The organism is Haloprofundus halobius, assembly GCF_020097835.1.
GTDB lineage: Archaea > Halobacteriota > Halobacteria > Halobacteriales > Haloferacaceae > Haloprofundus > Haloprofundus halobius.
Genome location: NZ_CP083666.1, coordinates 2,800,363 through 2,820,647 on the forward strand (window position 1 = coordinate 2,800,363; position 20,285 = coordinate 2,820,647).

The window sequence follows — 20,285 nt, forward strand, 5'->3', positions numbered from 1 at the left end:
GCGGTGGAACACTACGACAGTAGTTCCGCCAACAACCCGTTCTGGGCGTGCAGGCGGTTCTCGGCCTGCTGCCAGACGAGCGAGCGCTCGGATTCGAGCACCTCGTCGGTTATCTCCTCGCCGCGATGGGCGGGGAGACAGTGCATCACCTTCGCGTCGGTGGTCGCGAGCAGATCGGAATCGAGCTGGAAGCCGTGGAACACCGCGAGTTTCTCCTCGCGTTCGCCCTCCTGGCCCATACTCACCCACACGTCGGTGTACACCACGTCCGCGTCGGCGACGGCGGCTTCGGGGTCGGTCGTCGTCTCCGGCTCCCCGCCGAGTTCTACTGCACGCGAGAGCACCGCGTCGTCGATACCGTAGCCCTCCGGTGTCGCCACCGTGAGGTCGACACCCGCGAGCGCACAGCCGAGGACGAACGACTGGGCGACGTTGTTGCCGTCGCCGACCCACGCGACGTCGACGTCGAAGCCGCCGAACGTCTCGCGAATCGTCAGCAGGTCCGCGAGCGTCTGACACGGGTGGGCGTCGTCGGTGAGGCCGTTGACCACCGGGACGGTGGCGTACTCCGCCAGTTCTTCGAGGTCCGCATGGTCGAACAGCCGAGCCATGATGACGTCGACGTAGCCCGACAGCGCGCGGGCGGTGTCCTTGACCGGTTCGCCGTGGCCGAGGTGGACGTCGTCGGGGCCGAGGAAGACGGCGTGGCCGCCGAGTTTCGTCATTCCCGTCTCGAAGGAGACTCTCGTCCGGGTACTCGGCTTCTCGAACAGCATCGCCAGCGTCGCCTGCGGGAACTGCACGTCGTCTTCACCCGCTTTGAGCGCCGCCGCGCGGTCGAGGACCGCCTCGACCTCCGCGGCCGAGAGGTCGTCGATGTCGAGGACGTTCGTCGTCTCCAGTTCGCTCGCCGCGGCCATCACGCCTCGCCTCCGAGCGTCTCGGCGACGGTCGTCAGCACCGACACCGACTTGTCGAACTCCGAAAGCGAGAGATGCTCGTTCGGCGCGTGGTCGAGGTCGGAGTCGCCGGGGCCGTAGGTGACCATCGGACAGTTCCAGACACCCGCGAAGAGGTTCATGTCGCTCGTGCCGGTCTTCCGGAGCAGTCGAGGGTCGCCACCGGTTTGGCGGATGGCGACGCGGAACGCCCGCGCCACGTCGGTCCGGGGGCTCTCCATGACGGGCGGAATCGGTTCCTGCCAGTGGACGCTCCCGTCGGTGAGTTCGCCCTCGGCGACTTCGCGGACGTCCTCGATGGTGAGGCTGGGCGGGACGCGAAACTGCACGTCGACGGTCGCCTCGACGGCGAAGCCGTCCTCGGTGGGACCGCCGTCGAACGTGGTGGGCTTGGTCGTCACCGTGTCGAAGACGCCCTCGGACTCCTCGGCCTCGAAGAAATCGGCCACACGAGACCACCAGTCGACCGCCGACTGGATGGCGTTGTTCTCCGGGCGCGAGGAGTGGCCGAGTTCGCTCGTGGCAACGTACGTCCCCGCGAGGAAACCGCGGTAGCCGAGCGTGATACCGTCCCAGCCGCTGGGTTCGCCGTTGACGACGGCGTCGGGTTCGTCGCGGGTTTCGGCGAGGTGGCGCGCGCCGCGCGAGTCGGTCTCCTCGCAGACGACGCCGACGAAGCTCACGCCGGTCTCGACCGCGGCGGCGGCCATCGCCGCCAGCGGCCCCGTCGCGTCGACGCTGCCGCGGCCCCACAGTTGGGGACCGTCGTCGGCGTCTTTCACCTCGACCGGCACCTCGCCGGGCACGGTGTCGATGTGCGACGTGAGGAGGACAGAATCGTCGGCGGGCGCGCGAACGTTGCCGACCTCGTCGACCCACACCTCGCGGTCGTGGGTCTCGAAGAACTCGACGAGCACCGCGGCCGCATCGGCCTCGTCGCCCGAAACCGAGGGCGTCGAGACGAGGTCGTACAGCAGTTGCTTGCCTCCGGTGTCGAGCGCGTCGTGATAGGCTCCGTCGCTCTCGGCGGTGCTGACGGCGTTCATCCGAGCACCTCCGTGAACGCCTCGACGAAACGGTCGGCGTCGTCCTGTTCGACGATAAGCGGCGGCAGCAGCCTGACGACCGACCGACCCGCGGGCAGCGCCAGAATCTGCTCGGAGAGCGCGAGGTCGCGCAGGATGCGGTTCGAGCCGCGCTTGACTTCGATGCCGAGCATCAGTCCCTGTCCGCGCACGTCGCGGACGGGCAGGTCGCGCTCCTCGGTCGCGGTTTCGAGCGACTCGGCGAGGTACGCGCCCACGTCGCCGGCGTGCGTCGGGAGGTCCTCCTCGACGACGATGTCGAGCGTCGCGTTAGCGGCCGCGCAGACGACCGGTCCACCGGAAAAGGTCGACCCGTGGTCGCCGCACTCCTCGGCAATCCAGTCCGCGCAAAGCGTCGCGCCCAGCGGGAGGCCCGAGGCGATGCCTTTCGCCGTCGTGAGAATGTCGGGCGTCACGCCCGCGGCCTCGCAGGCCCACAGCGTCCCCGTCCGTCCGACGCCGGTCTGAATCTCGTCGAAGACGAGCGCCGCGCCCGTCTCCTCGGTTATCTCGCGGGCCGACTGCAGGTAGTCCGTGTCGGCGGGGTGGACGCCGCCTTCGCCCTGGACGGGTTCGAGGAACACTGCCGCCGTGTCGTCGTCGACGGCGTCGGCCAGTTCCTCGGCGTCGCCGTAGGAGACGAACTCCACGCCCCCGGCAAGCGGCTCGAACGGCTTCTTGTACTTCTGTTTCCACGTCATCGCGAGCGCGCCGAGCGTCCGGCCGTGGAACCCGCGCTTCGTGGCGACGATCTTCGAGCGCCCGGTGGCGCTGCGGGCGAACTTCATCGCCGCCTCGTTGGCCTCGGTACCGGAGTTACAGAGCCAGACGTTCGAGACGTCGCCGGGCGCGAGCGTCGCGAGCTTCTCGTACAGTTCGGTGCGCGCGGCGACGGGGTACGAGCCCTGCACGTAGAGCAGTTCGCCCGCCTGCTTTTGGACCGCCTCGACGACTTTCGGGTGACAGTGACCCGTCGCGGCGACGGCGTAACTCGCGCCGAAATCGAGGTACTCGGTGCCGTCCTCGGCGTAGAGGGAGATGCCCTCGCCCGACTGAATCCGGATAGGTTTCTCCGAGAAGACGAAGCCGCTCACGCGGAGTCACCTCCGAGCGCTGCGTCCGCGACGTCGAGGCCGGGCGCGTCCTCGCCGAGCGCGTCGGGCGTGATGCGCGTCCCCGCGCCGTTGAGCGCCGCGACGATGGGGTCGTTGACGTTCGCGTCGGAGACGACGACGGCCGACGCGCCGCCGGTCAGCGCCTCCTTGGCCGCCATCACCTTCTTCGTCATGAACCCCTCGGCGGCGTTTTCTACATCTGTGAGTTCCTCGGGCGTCGCCGCCGAATCGATGCGCGTCGCCTCGTCGTCGGGGTCCTCGTAAATGCCGGAGACGTCGGTCAGGACGACGAGTTCGGCACCGAGCGCGCCCGCGACGGCGGCGGCCGCGCGGTCGGCGTCGGCGTTGACGGGCGTGACGGAGCCGTCTTTTTCCTTCCCGAGCATCGGGACCGTGACGACCGGCGTGTAGCCGCCCGTGAGCAGCGTTTCGAGGAGTTGGCCGTTGACGGACTCGATTTTGCCTGAGTGGTCGCCGCGTTTGATCTTCTTTTTCCCATTTTCGACGACGCGGACGGCCGATTTACGCTTGCCCGTCAGGAGACCGCCGTCGACGCCGGAGAGGCCGACCGCGTCGACGCCCGCGTTACGAAGCGTCGCCGTCAGATCGGTGTTGACCTTGCCGGGCATCACCATCGAGAACACCTCCATCGCGCGCTCGTCGGTGAAGCGGCCGACGACGCCCGACGGCGTCTCGACGTAGGTCGGCTCCTCGCCGAGCGCCTCGAGCGTCTCGTCGACGGCCGTCGAGCCGCCGTGGACGACGACGACTTCCCGTCCATTTGCGACGAGGTGCGCTACGTCACTCACCGCGCCCGCGGGGTCGACGGCTTTCGCGCCGCCGACTTTGACGACGACCGGCGGCTGTCGGGCGTCGTCTCCATCGGTTCGAATCGGGGTGACGCCGCCGTCGGTGTACAGTTGGTCGTCGCCTGTGCCGCAGTCGTTGTCGACGAGCTGCTCGTGGGCCGCGAGCAGGTCGTCGCGCGTGTAGGTGCTCTGTGTCATCGGTGTGTCTCTGTGGTTCGATTCAGTTCGGTTCGGGGTCTCAGGGCGTGCCGACCGGGTGCAGGCCGGTGAACTCTAAACCAAGAGTCTCGTCGAGTCCGAGCGCGACGTTCGCCGCGTGGACCGCCTGCCCGGCGGAGCCTTTCATCATGTTGTCGATGGCCGAGAAGACGACGAGGCGCTTGTTTCCGGGGTCGACCTCGAAGCCGACCTCGCCGAAGTTCGTCCCGGCGACCGCCTTCGGTTCGGGGTAGCGGTAGACGCCCCCGCCGCCGGCGACCATGCGCATGAACGGTTCGTCCTCGTAGCTCTCGCGGTACGCTCCCCAGAGGTCGCCCTTCGTGACGGGCGAGTCGGGGAACACGTGACACGTCGCCGACGCCCCGCGCACCATGTCCACCGCGTGGACGGTGAACGACACCGAGAGACCGAGGAACTGCTCGATCTCGGCCTCGTGACGGTGTCCGGTCGGCGCGTACGGGCGGACGACGCCCGAGCGCTCGGCGTGCGAGGAGGCTTTGCCGGACGACGCGCCGCCTTCCGAGGAACCGACTTTCACGTCGACGACGACCTGCTCGTCGCCGGTCAAGATGTCGGCGTCGAACAGCGGTTTCAGGCCGAGAATCGTCGCCGTCGCGTTACAGCCCCCGGCGGCGATGAGGTCCGCACCGGGGAGTTCGTCGCGCGTCAGTTCGGGCAGCGCGTAGACGGATTTGTCGAGGTACTCGGGCGCGACGTGGCCGTCGTACCACTCGTCGTACTGTTCCTCGCTCCCGAGGCGGAAGTCCGCCGAGAGGTCGACGACGGTGTCGGCCGCGTCCCGAAACGCGTCGATGTGCTCCATCGAGACGCCGTGGGGCGTCGCCGCGAACAGCACGTCGACCGATTCGAGGTCCTCGGGCGAACTGAAACGGAGGTCCAGCTCCCGAAGGTTGGGGTGGACCGAGCCGACGGTCTTGCGGTCGTACTGCCGACTCGTCGCCTGCGCGACCTCGAACTCGGGGTGGCCCGCGAGCAGGCGCAGCAGTTCGCCGCCGGTGAAGCCCGAGCCGCCGACGACAGTCGCCGAAAGCGTCACGCGAGCGCCTCCGCGGCCGTCTTCTCGGCCGCCTTCGATTCCAGCCAGTCGACGACGGTGGCCGGGACGTCGACGTCCGTCGTCCCGTTCAGCGCCTTGAACTCGACCGTGTGGTTGACTTCGTGGACGGTGTAGGAGTCGCCGGTCTCCATGAGGTCGACGCCGAGGAGTCCGCCGCCGACGGCGTCGCTGGCCTTCTCGACGAGTTCGAGCGCCTCGTCGTCCAACTCGAATGCTTCGGTCTCGCCGCCTTTCGCGGCGTTGGTGAGCCAGTGTTCGGAGGAACGCGTCATCGCGGCGACGGGCTCGCCGTCGGTCGCCAGCACGCGGATGTCGCGGCCGGGTTTCTCGACGAACTCCTGGACGTAGAACACCTTGTGTTCGTAGTGGCCCAAGGTGGCTTTGTGCTCCAAGATCGCTTCGGCGGCGCTTCTGGAGTCGATCTTCGCCATCAGGCGGCCCCACGAGCCGACGACGGGTTTGAGGACGCAGGGGTAGCCGAACGCCTCGATGGCCTCCATCGCGCTCTCCTTCGTGAACGCGACTTTCGTCTCGGGCGTAGGCACGCCCGCCTCCGCGAGCGCGAGGCTGTTCTTCGCCTTGTCGGCGCAAATTTCGGCCGTCTCAGGGCTGTTGACGACGGGCACGCCGTAGCTCTCGATGAAACGCGTCGCGTACAGCGAGCGCGAGGTAGCGAGACAGCGGTCGACGACGACGTCGAGGTCGTCGACGGGCGCGGTGGTGCCGTCGAGACCGAACTGGTGCTTGCGGACGTCGATTTTGGTGACGTCGTGGCCGCGCTCACGGAGCTCCGAGAGGAGGAGCTTCTCGTCCTTGCGGATGCGCGAGTAGAGTAGTCCTATCTGCAAGATTACTCCCCCCAGTCCTCTTCGAGCTCGGGAGCTCGGTCGAGGACCGGCGGGTTGACGTCGATGACTTCGAGTTCCGCACCGCAGGTGCCGCAGTCGATTATCTCTCCGGTTTCGAGGTCGTCGGCGAGGTCCAGCGTGGCCCCGCACTCGGCGCATTCTGCTTCGGTCATAGTGTACTCACCGCTTGTGGGTTAGCAACCTTAAATGCACCGAAATTGTTTATGAAAATTAATGCCGGACTCGTCGCTAAGCGAGTCCAGAGCGTTCGTAACCGCCGTGTTGGAATTCCGTGTCGAGATTCCGAGTGATGTTGTCCCCCGAAGGGGACGGCGGCGGGAGCGGAGCACCCACGAGCCCTCGGGTTCGGACCGATTTCGGGAGCGGTCGCGGTCGTCGGCCCTTCGTTTGCCGGCATCGCGGGAGTCGCGGATCCGAGGCTCGCGGTCGTCGGAGTCCGCGGAGTCGTCGCAGGCGCTCAGACATAGCTGTCGACCTCCGCCTGCAGTTGTTCGGCTGCTTCGGCTAGCGCGTCGCGACGCGCGGTGACCGACTCGGCGTCCGCGTCGAAGCGTTCACCAGCTTCGTCGAGTTGTGTCTCGACCGCCGACGCCGCGGGGCCGCCGAGCGAGTCGCGAGTGGCGACGCTCTCGGCGGGGTCGAGCACGGCTTCGACGGTCTCGCGGTTCACGCGAGTCCAGAGGGACTCCCCTAACACCCCTTCTGCGGCCGCGTCAAGTTTTGCAGCAGTCGTTGCCGCGTCGTCCTCGTCGTCGATTTCTTCTGCTGCTGCGGCGACGATCTCGTGGGCCGTGCGGAACGGCATCCCCGTCGTCGCCAGCGCGTCGGCGACGCCCGTCGCCGTCGAGAAGCCGTCGCCCGCGTCCGCCGCCAGTTCCTCCGTGTTCCACGTCGCGGTGGCGACTGCGCCCGCCGCGACGTCCGTCGCGTTGACGACGGCGTCGACGGCGCGGAACGCGTGCGGGTGCGCCAGTTGCAGGTCGCGGTTGTACGCGCGGGGGAGGCCCTTGAGGTTCGTCAGGAGGCCGGTGAGACCGCCGACCGCGTCGCCCGCGGTGCCGCGGACGAGTTCGAGCGTGTCGGGGTTCTTCTTCTGGGGCATAATCGAGGAGGTCGACGAGTAGTCGTCCGAGAGATCGACGTACCCTTTGTTGGCGAAGATGATGAGGTCCTCCGCGAGTCCCGAGATGGTCGTCGCGTGCGTCGCGAGCGCGCCGAGCGTCTCGGCGAGGAAGTCGCGGGACGAGGAGGCGTCCATCGAATTCCCCAGTACGGAGTCGAAGCTGAGCAGGTCGGCGGTGCGCTCGCGGTCGATGTCGAACGTCGTGCCCGCGAACGCCGCGCCGCCCAGCGGCGACTGGTTGATACGGCCGTAGGCGTCGAGGAGTCGGGCCGTGTCGCGGGTGACCGCCGCCTCGTACGACAGTAGGTAGTGGGCAACGCTGACGGGTTGGGCGGGTTGCAGGTGCGTGTAGCCCGGCATCACCGCCTCGGTGTGCTCGGCCGCGGTTCCCGCGAGCGCTTCGCGCAGCGCGAGCGTCCCCTCGATCGCGTCGAGCACGTCCTCGCGCAGGCGGTAGCGGATGCAGGTCGCCACCTCGTCGTTGCGACTGCGGGCGGTGTGCATCTTCCCGCCGTCTTCGCCGACGCGCTGGATGACGGCCGCTTCGATGGCCTCGTGGACGTCCTCGCCGCCGGGGAGTTCGGCGTGTCCCGCATCCTCGACCGATTCGAGGGCGACGAGGATGTCGGCGGCGTCACCGTCGTCGACGATGCCTTGTTCGGCGAGCATCACGACGTGCGCGCGGTCGACGGCGAGGTCGGCCTCGAAGATGCGTTCGTCGGCCGCGAGGCTGGAGAGGAAGTCGCGGGCGGGACCGCCGCTGAAGCGGTCGCGGCGGATGACGTCGCCTGCGGACTCCTCCGTCATGAGTCAGTTGTCCTCTTCGCTCTCGGCGTTGGTCTCGTCGCCCGTCGCGCCACCGTCGGCGGCGAGTTCGGGTTTCTCGACGTTGTTCGCCACCTCGTTGGCGAGGCGCGACTGGAAGCCGTGGTACTTGGCGACGCCCGTCGCGTCGGCCTGTTCGATGCCGTCGACCGTCTCGGTGTTGAACGAGGCGGCCGACTCGGAGTACACTGCGTACTCGCTGTCGCGCGCGACCGGGCGGGCCTGGCCGCCCTGGAGTTTGACGGTCACCGTGCCGGTCACGGTCTGTTGGCTGTCGTCGATGTACGCGTTCAGCGAATCCATTAGCGGGGCGTCGACGAGACCTTCGTAGCCCTTCTGGGCCCACTCGTTGTCGATGGTCGTCTTGAAGTCGCGCTCCTCTTTGGTGAGGACGAGCCCTTCGAGCGCCTCGTGCGCGGTGAGCAGGACGGTTGCCGCGGGGTGCTCGTAGTTCTCACGTACCTTCAGGCCGAGCATGCGGTCCTCCATCATGTCGGTGCGGCCGACGCCGTACGCGCCCGCGAGGTCGTTGAGGTGCTCGATGAGCGCGAGCGGTTCATGTTCTTCGCCGTTTACGGCGACCGGATACCCGTTCTCGAACTCGATTTCGACGAGTTCCGTCTCGCTGCCGGGCGCGTCGGTCCACTCGTAGATATCTTCGGGTGGGACGTAGTTCGGGTCTTCGAGGTTTCCGCCCTCGATGGAGCGGCTCCAGAGGTTGGTGTCGATGGACCAGACGCCCTCGTTTCCTCCTTCGACGGGGAGTTCTTTCTCGGCGGCGTACTCCATCTCCCACTCGCGGGTGAGCCCGAGTTCGCGCACGGGGGCGATGACGTCGAGGTCGGAGGCGCGCCAGACCGCCTCGAAGCGGAGCTGGTCGTTGCCTTTGCCGGTGCAGCCGTGGGCGATGCCCTCGCAGCCGTGTTCCTTCGCCACGTCGAGGATGGCCTCGGCGATGACCGGGCGCGCGAGCGCCGTCCCGAGCGGGTAGCCCTGGTACTCCGCGTTCGCGCGGACGGAGTCGAGACACTGTTCGGCGAACTCGGCTCGCGCGTCGACGACGTAGTGTTCGAGGTCCAACGCCTCGGCCGTCTCCTCGGCCTCGTCGAACTCCTCCTCGGGTTGGCCGACGTCGACTGTGACGCCGATTACTTCGTCGTACCCGTACTCCTCTTCGAGGAGCGGGACACATACTGTCGTGTCGAGTCCGCCGCTAAACGCGAGTGCCACGCGTGTCATTACACCATCGTCGGATAGTGAGGGTATTAAATTCTGTGGTTTAAAGATTGTAATTAAACTGGATACTGGACGCTACGCGGCCGAAAGTGGAGAATCTGCACTTGGCAGTTGGGGCAAAGTGCGACGACGATGAAGGTGAAGTAGAGTAGGGCCTAAAGGCCCGGTCGCGACGCTCGCACGGCTCGGACGGGAGCGACCGGTCCGGCGCGACGAGTGCGCGTCATTGTCAGAATCGTAGTGGAGGGACGGTATTAAACGCTTTCGGGGCGGCAAGCGTTGCGGGTGGGATCTGGTGTCGACAGAGGGTTGAGAGTGGCAGGTGAGCGTAATGATACCGACTCCGGGTCGAAGACAGTAAGCGAGATGACATCGTTAGAGTCGAAGACTGCTGCCGAGCGCACCGAGAGACCACACCGCCTGCCTCGGCCCTCCCCAACCTCGCGGTCGGCACGAGCGCCGACCGCTCCCTCGCACGAGTGGTCGCGCTCACAGAGGAGCGCTCCGGCGCGCGCCGGAGGGCGGTTCCGTCCGCCCGACAGATGCGCGAGGGACGAGTAGCGCAGGGAGCGAAGTGACCGAGCAACGCAGTCAGTTGGGGAGGGTGAGGCGTCTCGGTGTGCCCGGAGGTCGCGGTCGTCTCTCTGGGTTCTGTTTCGGTCGTTTCTACTGATTTCTCCTCTGCTCCCAATCGACTGTACCAACGTCTCGAAAGTGACACGGAGACACCACGTAGTCCGAGCCTTTTAACTCGATGACGCGCAAGCGGGGAGTAGTGGCTGAGACGAACGGACACATGCGGTTCTTCCCGTACGAGGAACCGTACCCCAACCAGCAAGCGGCGATGGACGGCATCGCCAACGCGTTCGCGCGCGAACAGGACGTGCTCATCGAGGGCGCACCCGGTACTGGAAAGACGCTCTCGGCGCTCGTTCCCGCGCTGGAGTTCGCCCGCGAGAACGACAAGACCGTCGTCATCACGACGAACGTCCACCAGCAGATGCGCCAGTTCGTCGAGGACGCCCGCGCCATCACACGCACCGAGCCGATTCGGGCCGTGGTGTTCCGCGGGAAAGCGTCGATGTGCCACATCGACGTCGGTTACGAGGAGTGTCAGAGCCTCCGCGATACGACGCGCTCCGTCGTGGAAAAAGAGGAGGACAGACAGCAGCTCGAACGCCGCCAGGAGCAGTTGCTCGAACAGAGCCGCGGCGGCGACTCGGGGGCGGCGGAGGCCCGAAGCGCCGTCATGGACGAACTCGACCAGCTCGGCGACGAACTCGAGGACCTCAGCGAGACGAACGTCTGCGAGCACTACTACAACAATCTCATCCGAGATAACACGGAGTTCTTCTCGTGGCTGTTCGACGACGTGCGCACGCCCGACGACGTGTACGAGTACGCCGACGAACACCACCTCTGCGGCTACGAACTCCTGAAGGAGGGGATGGAGGGCGTCGACCTCGTCGTCTGCAACTACCACCACCTGCTCGACCCGATGATCCGCGAGCAGTTCTTCCGGTGGCTGGACCGCGACCCCGGCGACGTCATCACGGTGTTCGACGAGGCGCACAACATCGAGGGCGCGGCCCGCGACCACGCCAGTCGGACACTCACCGAGAACACCATCGAGAGCGCGCTCTCGGAACTCGAAGACAGCGACGACTCCCGCACCGCCGCCGCGACGAACGTCTTGGAGGCGTTTCTGGACGCGCTCCGTCGAACGTACGACGAGAGCTTCGGCTTCGGCGAGCGCGAGCAGGTGGGAGAAAACTGGTCCGACATCGGCATCGCCAACCCGGACCGCCGCGACGACCTGACGCTCGAATTCCTGCAGGCGTACGAGGGTCGCGGCATCGACGCGGAGCTGGAACTCGCCATCCAGTTGGGCAAGTCGCTCGACGAGCAGTACGAGCAAGCCTACAAAGACGGGGAGGCGACGACCAGAAAGGAGTGTCAGACGCTGCAGGCGGCGACGTTTCTCTCCTCGTGGATGGAGGACGGCACCAAACTCGGCCAGCACCCGATGGTGTCCGTGCGCCGCGATAGCGGCACCGACGAGATTTACGGCCGCGCGGAACTGTACACCTGCATCCCACGCCAGGTGACCGAGTCGCTGTTCGAGGAGGTCCACGCGAGCGTCCTCATGAGCGCGACGCTCCGCCCCTTCGACGTCACGGAGGACGTCCTCGGCATCGAGAACGCCGTCACCCTCGCCTACGGCATGGAGTACCCCGAGGAGAACCGACGTACATTTGCGGTGCAGACGCCCGCGCTGTTCGCCAAGGAGCGCAACGACGAGTCGACCCAGGAGGCCATCGCGGGCGTGCTCTCGGACGCGATTCGCTTCACGCCGGGCAACACGCTCGTCTTCTTCCCCTCCTACGCCGAAGCCCAGCGCTACTACGAGATGCTGGGCGGTGGTGGCGGCCTGAGCGGGGCGTCACTCGGTTCGCTGCTGCTCGACGAGGCGGGCACACGAACAGAAGACCTCCGTCAGCGGTTCGTCTCACACGAGAACGCGACGCTCTTTACTTCCTTGTGGGGGACGCTCGCCGAGGGCGTGAGCTTCGACGGCGACGACGCCCGGACGGTTCTCGTCGTCGGCGTCCCGTACCCGCACCTCTCCGAGCGGATGGAGGCGGTCCAAGAGGCGTACGACCGCGCGTACGCCGACAGGGGCCGCGACCCCGGCTGGCGCTACGCCGTCGAGATTCCGACGATCCGCAAGACCCGGCAGGCGCTCGGCCGCGTCATTCGCTCGCCCGAGGACTTCGGGGTTCGCGCGCTCGTCGACAAGCGCTACACGTCGGCGAGCGACACGATGGGCAAGTACGGCGTCCGCGACACGTTCCCGCCGGAGGAGCGGCGGGAACTCATCGACGTGGGGCCCGAGAAGCTGAAGTTCGCGATGCTGAACTTCTACGCCGGTCACGACGCGTACGACGGGGAGCCGCCAGCACCCTAGACACTAATTTAGACCGTCAGGGCGCGTCAGAAGCCGTTTCGGGCGAATGCTTTTCCGCACTCCATCCCAAGCCGAGATATGCGAGCGCGACCCCCGGGTCCCCGCGGCGTCCCGCTGTTCGGCAACAGCCAGCAGTACGCGAAAGACCCCTTCAGCTTCCTGACCGCCTGCGCCGACGCCTACGGCGACGTGGTCCACTTCGACCTCGGCCCGCTGGAGACGTACATGCTCACCAACCCCGACGACATCGAGACGGTGTTGGTGAGCGAAGCCGAGAAATACCGTAAGCCGCGGTTTCAGGACGACGCTATCGGCGACCTGCTCGGCGAAGGCTTGCTGTTGAGCGAGGGCGAGACGTGGCGCGAACAGCGCGAGTTAGCGCAACCGGCGTTCAACATGCAGCGCATCGCTTCGCTCGACGGGACGATAACCGACTACACCGAGGCGATGCTCGCCGACTGGCGCGACGGCGAGACGCTGAACGTCCAGATAGAGATGGCGCGACTAACGGTCAAAATCATCGTCGAGGCGATGTTCGGTGCGGAGATGCGAGACGACCGGGTCCAGCGCGTCCAAGAACATCTCGAACCGCTCGGCGCACGCTTCGAACCGAACCCGCGGCGCTTCCTCGTCCCCGACTGGGCACCGACCCGGGAGAACCGCGAGTACCGCGCGGCCATCGAGGTGCTCGAAGGCATCATCGACGACATTGTCGCCGACCGCCGCGGGACCGAAAACTATCCGCAGCGGATGGACCTCCTCTCGGTTCTCATGCGCGCACAGGCGCGCGACGAGCAGACCGACCAGCAACTGCGCGACGAGATGATGACGATGCTGTTGGCGGGTCACGACACTACCGCGCTGACGCTGACGTACGCGTGGTATCTACTCTCGCAGCATCCAGACGTAGAGGAGACGGTTCACGCCGAACTGGACGAAGTGCTCGGCGGCGACGCACCCACAGCACGGGACACCCGAAAGATGCGGTACACCGACCAGGTGTTACAGGAGACGATGCGGCTCTACCCGCCGGTGTACACGCTGTTCCGCGAACCCCTCGTGGACGTGAAACTCGGCGGCTACAGAGTGCCGGAGGGGTCGGCGGTGATGCTCCCGCAGTGGGCCGTCCATCGCTCGTCGCGCTACTACGAAAATCCGCTGGAGTTCGACCCCGACCGCTGGACGCCCGCCGAGCGCTCGAAGCGCCCCCGACTCTCCTATTTTCCGTTCGGGGCCGGGCCGCGCCACTGCATCGGTAAGCAGTTCTCGATGCTCGAAGCCAAGTTGATTCTCGGGACCGTGGCGCAGGAGTACTCCACGGAGTACGTCGGCGAGGACGACCCGCTCACGCTACGCGGGTCGTTGACGATGCACCCGCGGAATCCGATGGAGATGCGACTGCACGCACGGGAGAACTGATTACAGACGACGCGAGCGATCACCCCCGAAGCGGAATCGTCCCGGCGACTTCTCTGTACTCCGCACTCCAGATATCGAGTTCGGAGACGGTCCACGTCACCGGGTCGAACTCGGCGTTTCGGAGCGCGTCAACCGCAGCCTGAGAACCGCCGCGAGCGAGCGTCACGTGCGGAACGTACTCGTCCCCCTCCAGTCCCTCGATCGCGCCGAATCGGTCGACGAGGCGCTCGTGAAGCGCGAGCAGTCCGGAACTGTCGACGGCAAGGTAGACGACGGGGCCGTCGCCGCGGGTCGGCCGCTCGAACGTGTCGATTCCCGCGACGCGCGCCTCGAACGCGGGTTCGGTCGCCAGCGGCGTTCTGACCGTCTCGCGGAGGCGGTCGTACGACCGGTTCTCGAACCGTTTGACGACGAGTGTGTGCCGTTCCCGTACCTCCTCGAACCGCGTCAACCGCGGGTAGAGATCGGTTGCGAGTCGCTCGACGGCCCCCGGAACGGGGACGTTGAGACTGTAGCTCATCTCTCAGGCCCACCCCGCCGCCGAGAGCGTCACGCGCCAGTCGGCGCTCCGGTCTGTCGCGGGGATCGTTTCGCCGACGACGCAGAGACCGTTCACCGACTGGACGCCGTCGAAGCGGCCCTGCCACCCGATTCGGTAGCCGTCCCGCTCGTCGTCGCCCGCGTCGTTCGAGACGCGGGGGCGGAGGCGACCCTCTCGGAGGGGAAAGTCGACGCCGAACACGGCGTCGTAGTCGGTATCGCCCGCCGTCGCGACAGACACCGCCTGCGGGCCGTTCATCCGCGCCGTCGGCACGGAGTCGAGCAGTTCGTCCGACGGTCGGAGGTCGATACCCACGTCGAGGCTCGTGAGCGCGACGCCGACGGAGCGTCCGAGCGCGTCGAGCCACACCGACTCGGTCAACGGCTCGGCCGCGCACCAGAGCCAGTAGGCGACGTGACGGCGGCCCTCCGTGTCGAATCGCCGGAGGCCGTACCGAGCGACGGCGGCGTCGGCGACGGCGTACTCGTCGTCGTCGAGCGACGCCCGAAGCGACAGTCGCCACGCGTCCTCGAAGTTGACGTCGGCGGGCGCGTCACCGGCGCCCCAGATACCGCTGTCGCCGTACGTCCGGGCCATCCGAGAGACGTAGTCGGCGAACGCCCGCTCGTCGAGGCGACGCGACTCGACCGCGAGTGGCTTCGAGCCGGTCGCGCTGGCGACGACGACTGGCGGAGCGCGAGTCAGACAGCCGACCGGTAGGACGCCGAGCGACCCCAACGCGCCGACTCGGCGGAGGAGCGTCCGGCGGGAGCTAGTCGGTGTCGTCATCGGAGTCGACTACGGGGGCAAACACAAAAACCCGTCAGGTACGACGGTGGGCGACGGCCGCGGCACCGAGCGTCGTCGAGTTCAGAGCCGGTCGAAGAACCAGAGCACGACGAGCACGACGGCGAGGAGCCCGAGCAGGGGCTGAAGCGGGCCAAGGAGGCCGCCGACGATGCCGAGCGTCGTCCCGACGATTTCGAGTACCAACCAGACGACGACGAGGACCAACACGACCTTCAGGAGGTCTTCGACGTCGAGTTCCGCGCGGCTACGACTCATACACGGACGTGACTGTCCGGTACGCAAAAATGCTACGGCTACCTCTCGGTTCGTCGATAGTCGGATTCGCGTTCGGCCGATTCTGCAGTCGAAGCGAAGGGGTTTTCGGACGAGAAGGGGTTTCCCGACGAGTGACACTTATCTTCGGTGGGTCGCTAGAGACGGTATGGCAAGCCTCTTTCGAGGACTCGGGCGCGCGACGGCGAGAGGTGTCCCCAAACAGTTGTGGACCGTCCTCTTTCTCGTCGTCGCCGCCTCAGTTGCGCTCGCGTTCGTTCCCATCACACCGGCGAGTATCGTGGGGCTGCTGGTGGTCGCGCTGGCCGTCGCGACGCTCGTCAGCGCCGTCGAAATCGTGCAGGCGTACGAGAAGCGCGCGCTGACGGTGTTCGGCGAGTACCGAAAACTGCTCGAACCCGGCCTCAACATCGTCCCACCGTTCGTCTCGCGGGCGTACCGCTTCGACATGCGGACGCGCATCATCGACGTGCCTCGACAGGAAGCCATCACGGAGGACAACTCGCCGGTGACCGCCGACGCCGTCGTCTACATCCGCGTGATGGACGCCAAGAAAGCCTTCCTCGAAGTCGAAGATTACGTCACCGCCACCTCGAACCTCGCGCAGACGACGCTTCGCGCCGTGCTCGGCGACATGGAACTCGACGAGACGCTGTCCCGACGCGCCGAGATCAACGCGCGAATCCGCGAGGAACTCGACGAACCCACCGACGAGTGGGGGATTCGCGTCGAGAGCGTCGAGGTTCGCGAGGTGAAACCGAGCGCCGAGGTCCAGGGGGCGATGGAGCAGCAGACCGCCGCCGAGCGTCGTCGCCGCGCGATGATTCTCGAAGCCCAGGGAGAACGGCGCAGCGCCGTCGAGCGGGCGGAAGGGGAGAAACAGTCGAACATCATCCGCGCGCAGGGCGAGAAGCAGAGTCAGATTCTCGAAGCCCAAGGTGACGCCGTCTCGACGGTGTTGCGGGCCCGCGCGGCGGAGTCGATGGGCGAACGCGCAATCATCGACAAGGGGATGGAGACGCTCAGCCGGATTGGGACGAGTCCGTCGACGACGTTCATCCTTCCGCAGGAACTCACCTCGCTGGTCGGCCGCTACGGCAAGCAGTTGTCCGGCAGCGACGTGAGCGAGCAGACGCCGAGACTCGACTCGCAGTCGTTCGACGCGGAGACCCGCGAGATGCTCGGTCTCGACGACGTCGAGGAGATTCTCGACGACACCGGCAACGGTGACCGCGAGCAGATCGTCGAGGTCGTTCCCGAGGGAAGCGAAGTCGAGACCGAGCGGAACTGAGCACCGAACGGTCACCCAGATTTTCGCGTCGGACGGTTACCAGTCGAGCGAGCCGCCGGACTGGTACTCGGTCACCTGCGTCTCGAAGAAGTTCTTCTCCTTGTTGAGATCGACCTGCTCGGACATCCACGGGAACGGGTTCTCGGTGTCGAACTCGGCGTTCATCCGGAGTTGCCCGAGGCGGCGGTCGGCGACGTACTGGACGTACTCGGCGAACTGCTCGGCGCTCATCCCGAACAGGTCGGGCGGGCACGCCTCCTCGGCGTAAATCTGCTCCAGTTCGACCGCCTCGACGACGAGGTCGCGAATCTCGGCGTCGAACGCGTCGGTCCAGACGCCCGGATTCTCGTCGCGGATGGTGTTGACGAGGTCGACGCCGAAGTTCAGATGCAAGGACTCGTCGCGCATGATGTACTCGAACTGCTCGCCGACGCCGACCATCTTCCCCTGCCGCTTGAGCGCGAGCATCATCGCGAAGCCCGCGTAGAAGAAGACGCCCTCCATGATGACGTAGAAGCCGACGAGGTCGCGGAGGAACGCCCGGAGGTCGTCGTCCGTCTCGATGGTGAACGCCGGGTCGTCGACGGCGCGCGTCAGGTCGACGACGAACGCGTCCTTCTCTTCGATGCTCGGGACGCGGTCGTACATCCCGTAGAGGTACTCCGGGTCGAAACCGAGACTGTCGCAGCAGTAGATGAACGTGTCCGTGTGGATGGCTTCTTCGTAGGCCTGCCGGAGGAGGTACTGGCGACACTCGGGGGCGGTGACGTAATCGTAGACCGCGAGGACGATGTTGTTCGCCGTCAGCGACTCCGCCGTCGAGAAGAAGCCGAGGTTCCACTCGACGAGTCGCCGTTCGGCGTCGGTGAGTTCGTCGCCGCGCCACTGGGAGACGTCGTCCTGCATCGGTACCTCCTCGGGCACCCAGTTGTTCGCGACGCCCGCTTTGTAGTACTCGCGGGCCCAGTCGTACTCAATGGGCAGTATCTTGTTCGGGTCGTGGTGGCTGTCGTCGTTGAGTATCGGCATCGGTGTGTAGTGGTGTGTGGATGGTCGGCGGGCGTTACTGGCAGGCGTCGCAGGTCGGGTCCTCGACGCTCGGGAGGTCGCACGACTCGCCGGACTTCCACTCGTCGTCGGCGCGGTCGGCGGCGGCGTCTCCGTCGCCTCCGTCGGCGCCGTCTTCGGACTCGTCGCCGCGCAACTGCGTGTCGTCGTACTGGGCCATGTCGAGCGTCGACTTCTCGATCTGGCTCGCGCCGAGGGTCCGCAGGTAGTAGGTCGTCTTCAGGCCGAGTTCCCAGGCGGTCCGGTAGACGTCGTCGAGCAGCGTCCCGTCCGTCGAGGGGAAGAACACGTTGTGCGACTGGCTCTGGTCGACCCAGACGGCGCGCTGCGCCGACAGCCGCAGTTGGTGTCGCGGGTCTATCTCGAAGGCGCTGCGGTGGAGTTCGCGCAACGACGCAGGGATGGCGTCGATCTCCTGAATCGAGCCGTCGTGATACTTGATTCGGTCCAGAAGTTCGGGTCCCCACAGGTCGCGCTCCTTCAGTTGCTCGACGAGCGTCTCGTTGACGACGGTGAACTCCCCGGACATGTTCGACTTCACGTAGAGGTTCGAGTAGCGCGGTTCGATGGAGGGCGTCGTCCCGGCGATAGTCGAGATGGTCGCCGTCGGCGCGACGGCCATCGTGTTCGAGTTGCGCATCCCGTGTTCTGCGACGTGCTCGCGGACGCGCTCCCAGTCGAGCGTCTCGGAGACGTCGACAGGTATCTCGCGGCCGCGTTCCTCCTCCAGGAGTTCGACCGTGTCCTGCGGGAACAGTCCGCGGTCCCACTTCGACCCCTCGTAGCTGTCGTACGCGCCGCGCTCGCGGGCGAGCCGCGAGGAGCCGAGAATGGCGTGGTACGAGACGAACTCCATCGCCTCGTCGGCGAACGCGACGGCGTCCTCGGAGACCATCGAAACGTCGCAGTCGACGAGCGCCTCGTGGAAGCCCATCACGCCGAGGCCGACCGGGCGGTGGCGGAGGTTCGAGCGCTCGGCCGCGTCGGTCGGGTAGAAGTTCAGGTCGACGACGTTGTCGAGCATCCGCATCGCCGTGTCGACGGTGTCGGCGAGGCGCTCGCGGTTGAGACTCCCCGAATCGACGTGCCGTGCGAGATTCACCGAACCGAGGTTGCAGACGGCGGTTTCCTCGTCCGACGTGTTGAGCGTGATCTCGGTACAGAGGTTCGAGGAGTTGACGACGCCCGCGTGGTCCTGCGGCGACCGGACGTTGCAGGCGTCTTTGAACGTGAGCCACGGGTGGCCCGTCTCGAACAAGCGGGTGAGCATCGTCCGCCAGAGGTCGGCGGCGTCGACGCGCTCGTACTGCCGGAGTTCGCCCGCGTCGGCCTGCCTCTCGTACTCGCGGTACAGCTCCTCGAACTCTCGGCCGTACGTCCCGTGGAGTTTGGGAACCTCGTCGGGCGAAAAGAGCGTCCACTGTTCGTCGGCTTCGACGCGCTTCATGAAGAGGTCCGGAATCCACGCCGCGGTGTTCATGTCGTGGGTGCGGCGGCGCTCGTCGCCCGTGTTGCGTCGGAGGTCGACGAACGCCGGGAAATCCATGTGCCAGCACTCGAGGTAGGCGCAGGCCGCGCCGCGGCGCTTTCCGGAGCGGTTGATGGCCGCGGTGACGTCGTTCGAAATCTTCAGGAAGGGGACGACGCCCGTCGACTCGACGCCCGTCGACTCGATGAGCGCGCCCGTCGCGCGGACGTCCGTCCAGTCGTTGCCGAGACCGCCGGACCACTTCGAGAGCTTCGCGTGTTCGCCGTAGGCGTCGAAGATGTCCTCTAAGTCGTCGTCGACGGTCGTCAGATAGCAGGAGGAGAGCTGCGGGTGGGTCGTCCCGGCGTGAAACAGCGTCGGCGTCGAGTGGACGAACCGCAGCGTCGACAGCAGTTCGTAGAACTCCTCGGCGCGCTCGGTACGCTCTTCTGGGAGCTCGCGCAGCGCGACACCCATGGCGACGCGCATCCAGAACGACTGCGGCAGTTCGAGACGCTCGCCGTCGTTCGTCTGGAGGAAGTACCGTTTTTCGAGCGTCTCCATCGCCATGTAGCCGAACTGTTCGTCGCGGTCAAGGGCGAGCGTGTCGGCGAGTTCGTCAAGGTCGTAGGCGAGCATGCGCTCGTCGAGCAAGTCCTCGGCGACGCCGCGTTCGATACCCTCGCGGAACGATTCGCGGTAGGCCGCGTCAAGGTCGTCGCCGCGGCGGTCCGCGCCGAGCAGTCGGCGGTAGTAGCGTCGACGGAACACGTCGGCCGCCGCGGCGTCGAACGCCGGGTCGCGCTCGGTGCGCGCGGTCAGCACGTCGATAGCCGCCTCGTACGTCTCCTCGACGGACGCGCCGTCGTACAGTTTTCGCTCAGCGGCGTCGACGAGGCGGTCGACATCGCCGACGGCGTCGCGGTCGCGGCAGGCGTCTTCGAGCACCGAGCGGACGGTCTCTCGCTGTGAGTCGGTAGTTTGGCTCATGTGTGGAAGTGGAGAGTTCGACTCCGGGCGGTCGCGTCGCTGGACGGCGTCGCGACTCGCCGGAGAACGGCCGGAACGCCGGATTCGGCGTCGCCGGCCCGGTCGAACCGTATCGCGTGATGACCGACGGGAGCGGCAT

The 20,285-nt window shown here is 66.6% G+C and carries 17 protein-coding genes; 3 read left to right on the top strand and 14 right to left on the bottom strand.

The genetic code is table 11. The features are described 5' to 3' along the window. Nucleotides 1-11: 11 nt before the first annotated feature. From argF to LAQ74_RS14915, 9 genes are all read right to left on the bottom strand, one after another. On the bottom strand, nucleotides 12-920 hold the full coding sequence (gene argF, locus LAQ74_RS14875; protein ID WP_224333308.1) for an ornithine carbamoyltransferase: 909 nt from the start codon (nucleotides 918-920) through the stop codon (nucleotides 12-14). Continuing rightward, the gene (locus LAQ74_RS14880; protein WP_224333309.1) at nucleotides 920-2,005 is read right to left on the bottom strand and encodes a [LysW]-lysine hydrolase; all 1,086 of its coding nucleotides are present in this window, start codon (nucleotides 2,003-2,005) and stop codon (nucleotides 920-922) included. The genes argF and LAQ74_RS14880 overlap by 1 nt, the downstream gene beginning before the upstream one ends. Continuing rightward, a complete protein-coding gene (locus LAQ74_RS14885) occupies nucleotides 2,002-3,138 on the bottom strand; it encodes an aspartate aminotransferase family protein (protein ID WP_224333310.1) in 1,137 nt (378 codons plus the stop codon). The genes LAQ74_RS14880 and LAQ74_RS14885 overlap by 4 nt, the downstream gene beginning before the upstream one ends. Continuing rightward, nucleotides 3,135-4,166: an acetylglutamate/acetylaminoadipate kinase gene (locus LAQ74_RS14890; protein WP_224333311.1), complete on the bottom strand. Its 1,032-nt coding sequence runs from the start codon at nucleotides 4,164-4,166 to the stop codon at nucleotides 3,135-3,137. Before LAQ74_RS14890 ends, LAQ74_RS14885 begins: the two co-directional genes overlap by 4 nt. A 40-nt stretch (nucleotides 4,167-4,206) precedes the next feature. Further along, nucleotides 4,207-5,244, bottom strand: coding sequence for an N-acetyl-gamma-glutamyl-phosphate reductase (gene argC / locus LAQ74_RS14895; RefSeq protein WP_224333312.1), 1,038 nt, complete (start codon nucleotides 5,242-5,244; stop codon nucleotides 4,207-4,209). Next, entirely contained in the window at nucleotides 5,241-6,113 is an 873-nt protein-coding gene (lysX, locus tag LAQ74_RS14900) for a lysine biosynthesis protein LysX (RefSeq protein WP_224333313.1), read from the bottom strand. Before lysX ends, argC begins: the two co-directional genes overlap by 4 nt. Before the next feature lie 2 nt (nucleotides 6,114-6,115). Then, on the bottom strand, nucleotides 6,116-6,286 hold the full coding sequence (lysW, locus tag LAQ74_RS14905) for a lysine biosynthesis protein LysW (RefSeq protein ID WP_058583370.1): 171 nt from the start codon (nucleotides 6,284-6,286) through the stop codon (nucleotides 6,116-6,118). 305 nt (nucleotides 6,287-6,591) lie between these two features. After that, nucleotides 6,592-8,064, bottom strand: a complete 1,473-nt coding sequence (argH, locus tag LAQ74_RS14910; protein WP_224333314.1) for an argininosuccinate lyase — start codon at nucleotides 8,062-8,064, stop codon at nucleotides 6,592-6,594. A 3-nt stretch (nucleotides 8,065-8,067) separates the two neighbouring features. After that, complete coding sequence (locus LAQ74_RS14915; RefSeq protein WP_224333315.1) at nucleotides 8,068-9,321, bottom strand: argininosuccinate synthase; 1,254 nt, start codon at nucleotides 9,319-9,321, stop codon at nucleotides 8,068-8,070. Nucleotides 9,322-10,072: 751 nt separating this feature from the next. Between LAQ74_RS14915 and LAQ74_RS14920 the strand changes: the two genes are divergently transcribed. Beyond that, nucleotides 10,073-12,286, top strand: a complete 2,214-nt coding sequence (locus LAQ74_RS14920) for an ATP-dependent DNA helicase (RefSeq protein ID WP_224333316.1) — start codon at nucleotides 10,073-10,075, stop codon at nucleotides 12,284-12,286. A gap of 78 nt (nucleotides 12,287-12,364) precedes the next feature. Further along, complete coding sequence (locus LAQ74_RS14925) at nucleotides 12,365-13,705, top strand: cytochrome P450 (RefSeq protein ID WP_224333317.1); 1,341 nt, start codon at nucleotides 12,365-12,367, stop codon at nucleotides 13,703-13,705. Nucleotides 13,706-13,724: 19 nt separating this feature from the next. Here LAQ74_RS14925 and LAQ74_RS14930 read toward each other — a convergent pair whose 3' ends face one another. The 3 genes from LAQ74_RS14930 to LAQ74_RS14940 form a co-directional block, all read right to left on the bottom strand. Further along, nucleotides 13,725-14,225 carry a 2'-5' RNA ligase family protein gene (locus LAQ74_RS14930; protein WP_224333318.1) on the bottom strand — a complete coding sequence of 167 codons (501 nt, stop codon included), beginning with the start codon at nucleotides 14,223-14,225 and terminating at the stop codon, nucleotides 13,725-13,727. Between the two features lie 3 nt (nucleotides 14,226-14,228). Then, nucleotides 14,229-15,035, bottom strand: a complete 807-nt coding sequence (locus LAQ74_RS14935; RefSeq protein ID WP_224333319.1) for a hypothetical protein — start codon at nucleotides 15,033-15,035, stop codon at nucleotides 14,229-14,231. 81 nt (nucleotides 15,036-15,116) lie between these two features. Next, the gene (locus LAQ74_RS14940; RefSeq protein ID WP_224333320.1) at nucleotides 15,117-15,311 is read right to left on the bottom strand and encodes a DUF7554 family protein; all 195 of its coding nucleotides are present in this window, start codon (nucleotides 15,309-15,311) and stop codon (nucleotides 15,117-15,119) included. A 166-nt stretch (nucleotides 15,312-15,477) separates the two neighbouring features. On the opposite strand from LAQ74_RS14940, the gene LAQ74_RS14945 reads away from it, so the two are divergent. Then, nucleotides 15,478-16,620: an SPFH domain-containing protein gene (locus tag LAQ74_RS14945; RefSeq protein ID WP_224333321.1), complete on the top strand. Its 1,143-nt coding sequence runs from the start codon at nucleotides 15,478-15,480 to the stop codon at nucleotides 16,618-16,620. A gap of 36 nt (nucleotides 16,621-16,656) precedes the next feature. Here the strand turns inward: LAQ74_RS14945 and LAQ74_RS14950 are convergent, their stop codons facing one another. Both LAQ74_RS14950 and LAQ74_RS14955 read right to left on the bottom strand, forming a co-directional pair. Beyond that, complete coding sequence (locus tag LAQ74_RS14950) at nucleotides 16,657-17,649, bottom strand: ribonucleotide-diphosphate reductase subunit beta (RefSeq protein WP_224333322.1); 993 nt, start codon at nucleotides 17,647-17,649, stop codon at nucleotides 16,657-16,659. A gap of 34 nt (nucleotides 17,650-17,683) precedes the next feature. After that, nucleotides 17,684-20,146 carry a ribonucleoside-diphosphate reductase subunit alpha gene (locus LAQ74_RS14955; RefSeq protein WP_224333323.1) on the bottom strand — a complete coding sequence of 821 codons (2,463 nt, stop codon included), beginning with the start codon at nucleotides 20,144-20,146 and terminating at the stop codon, nucleotides 17,684-17,686. Nucleotides 20,147-20,285: the final 139 nt, after the last annotated feature.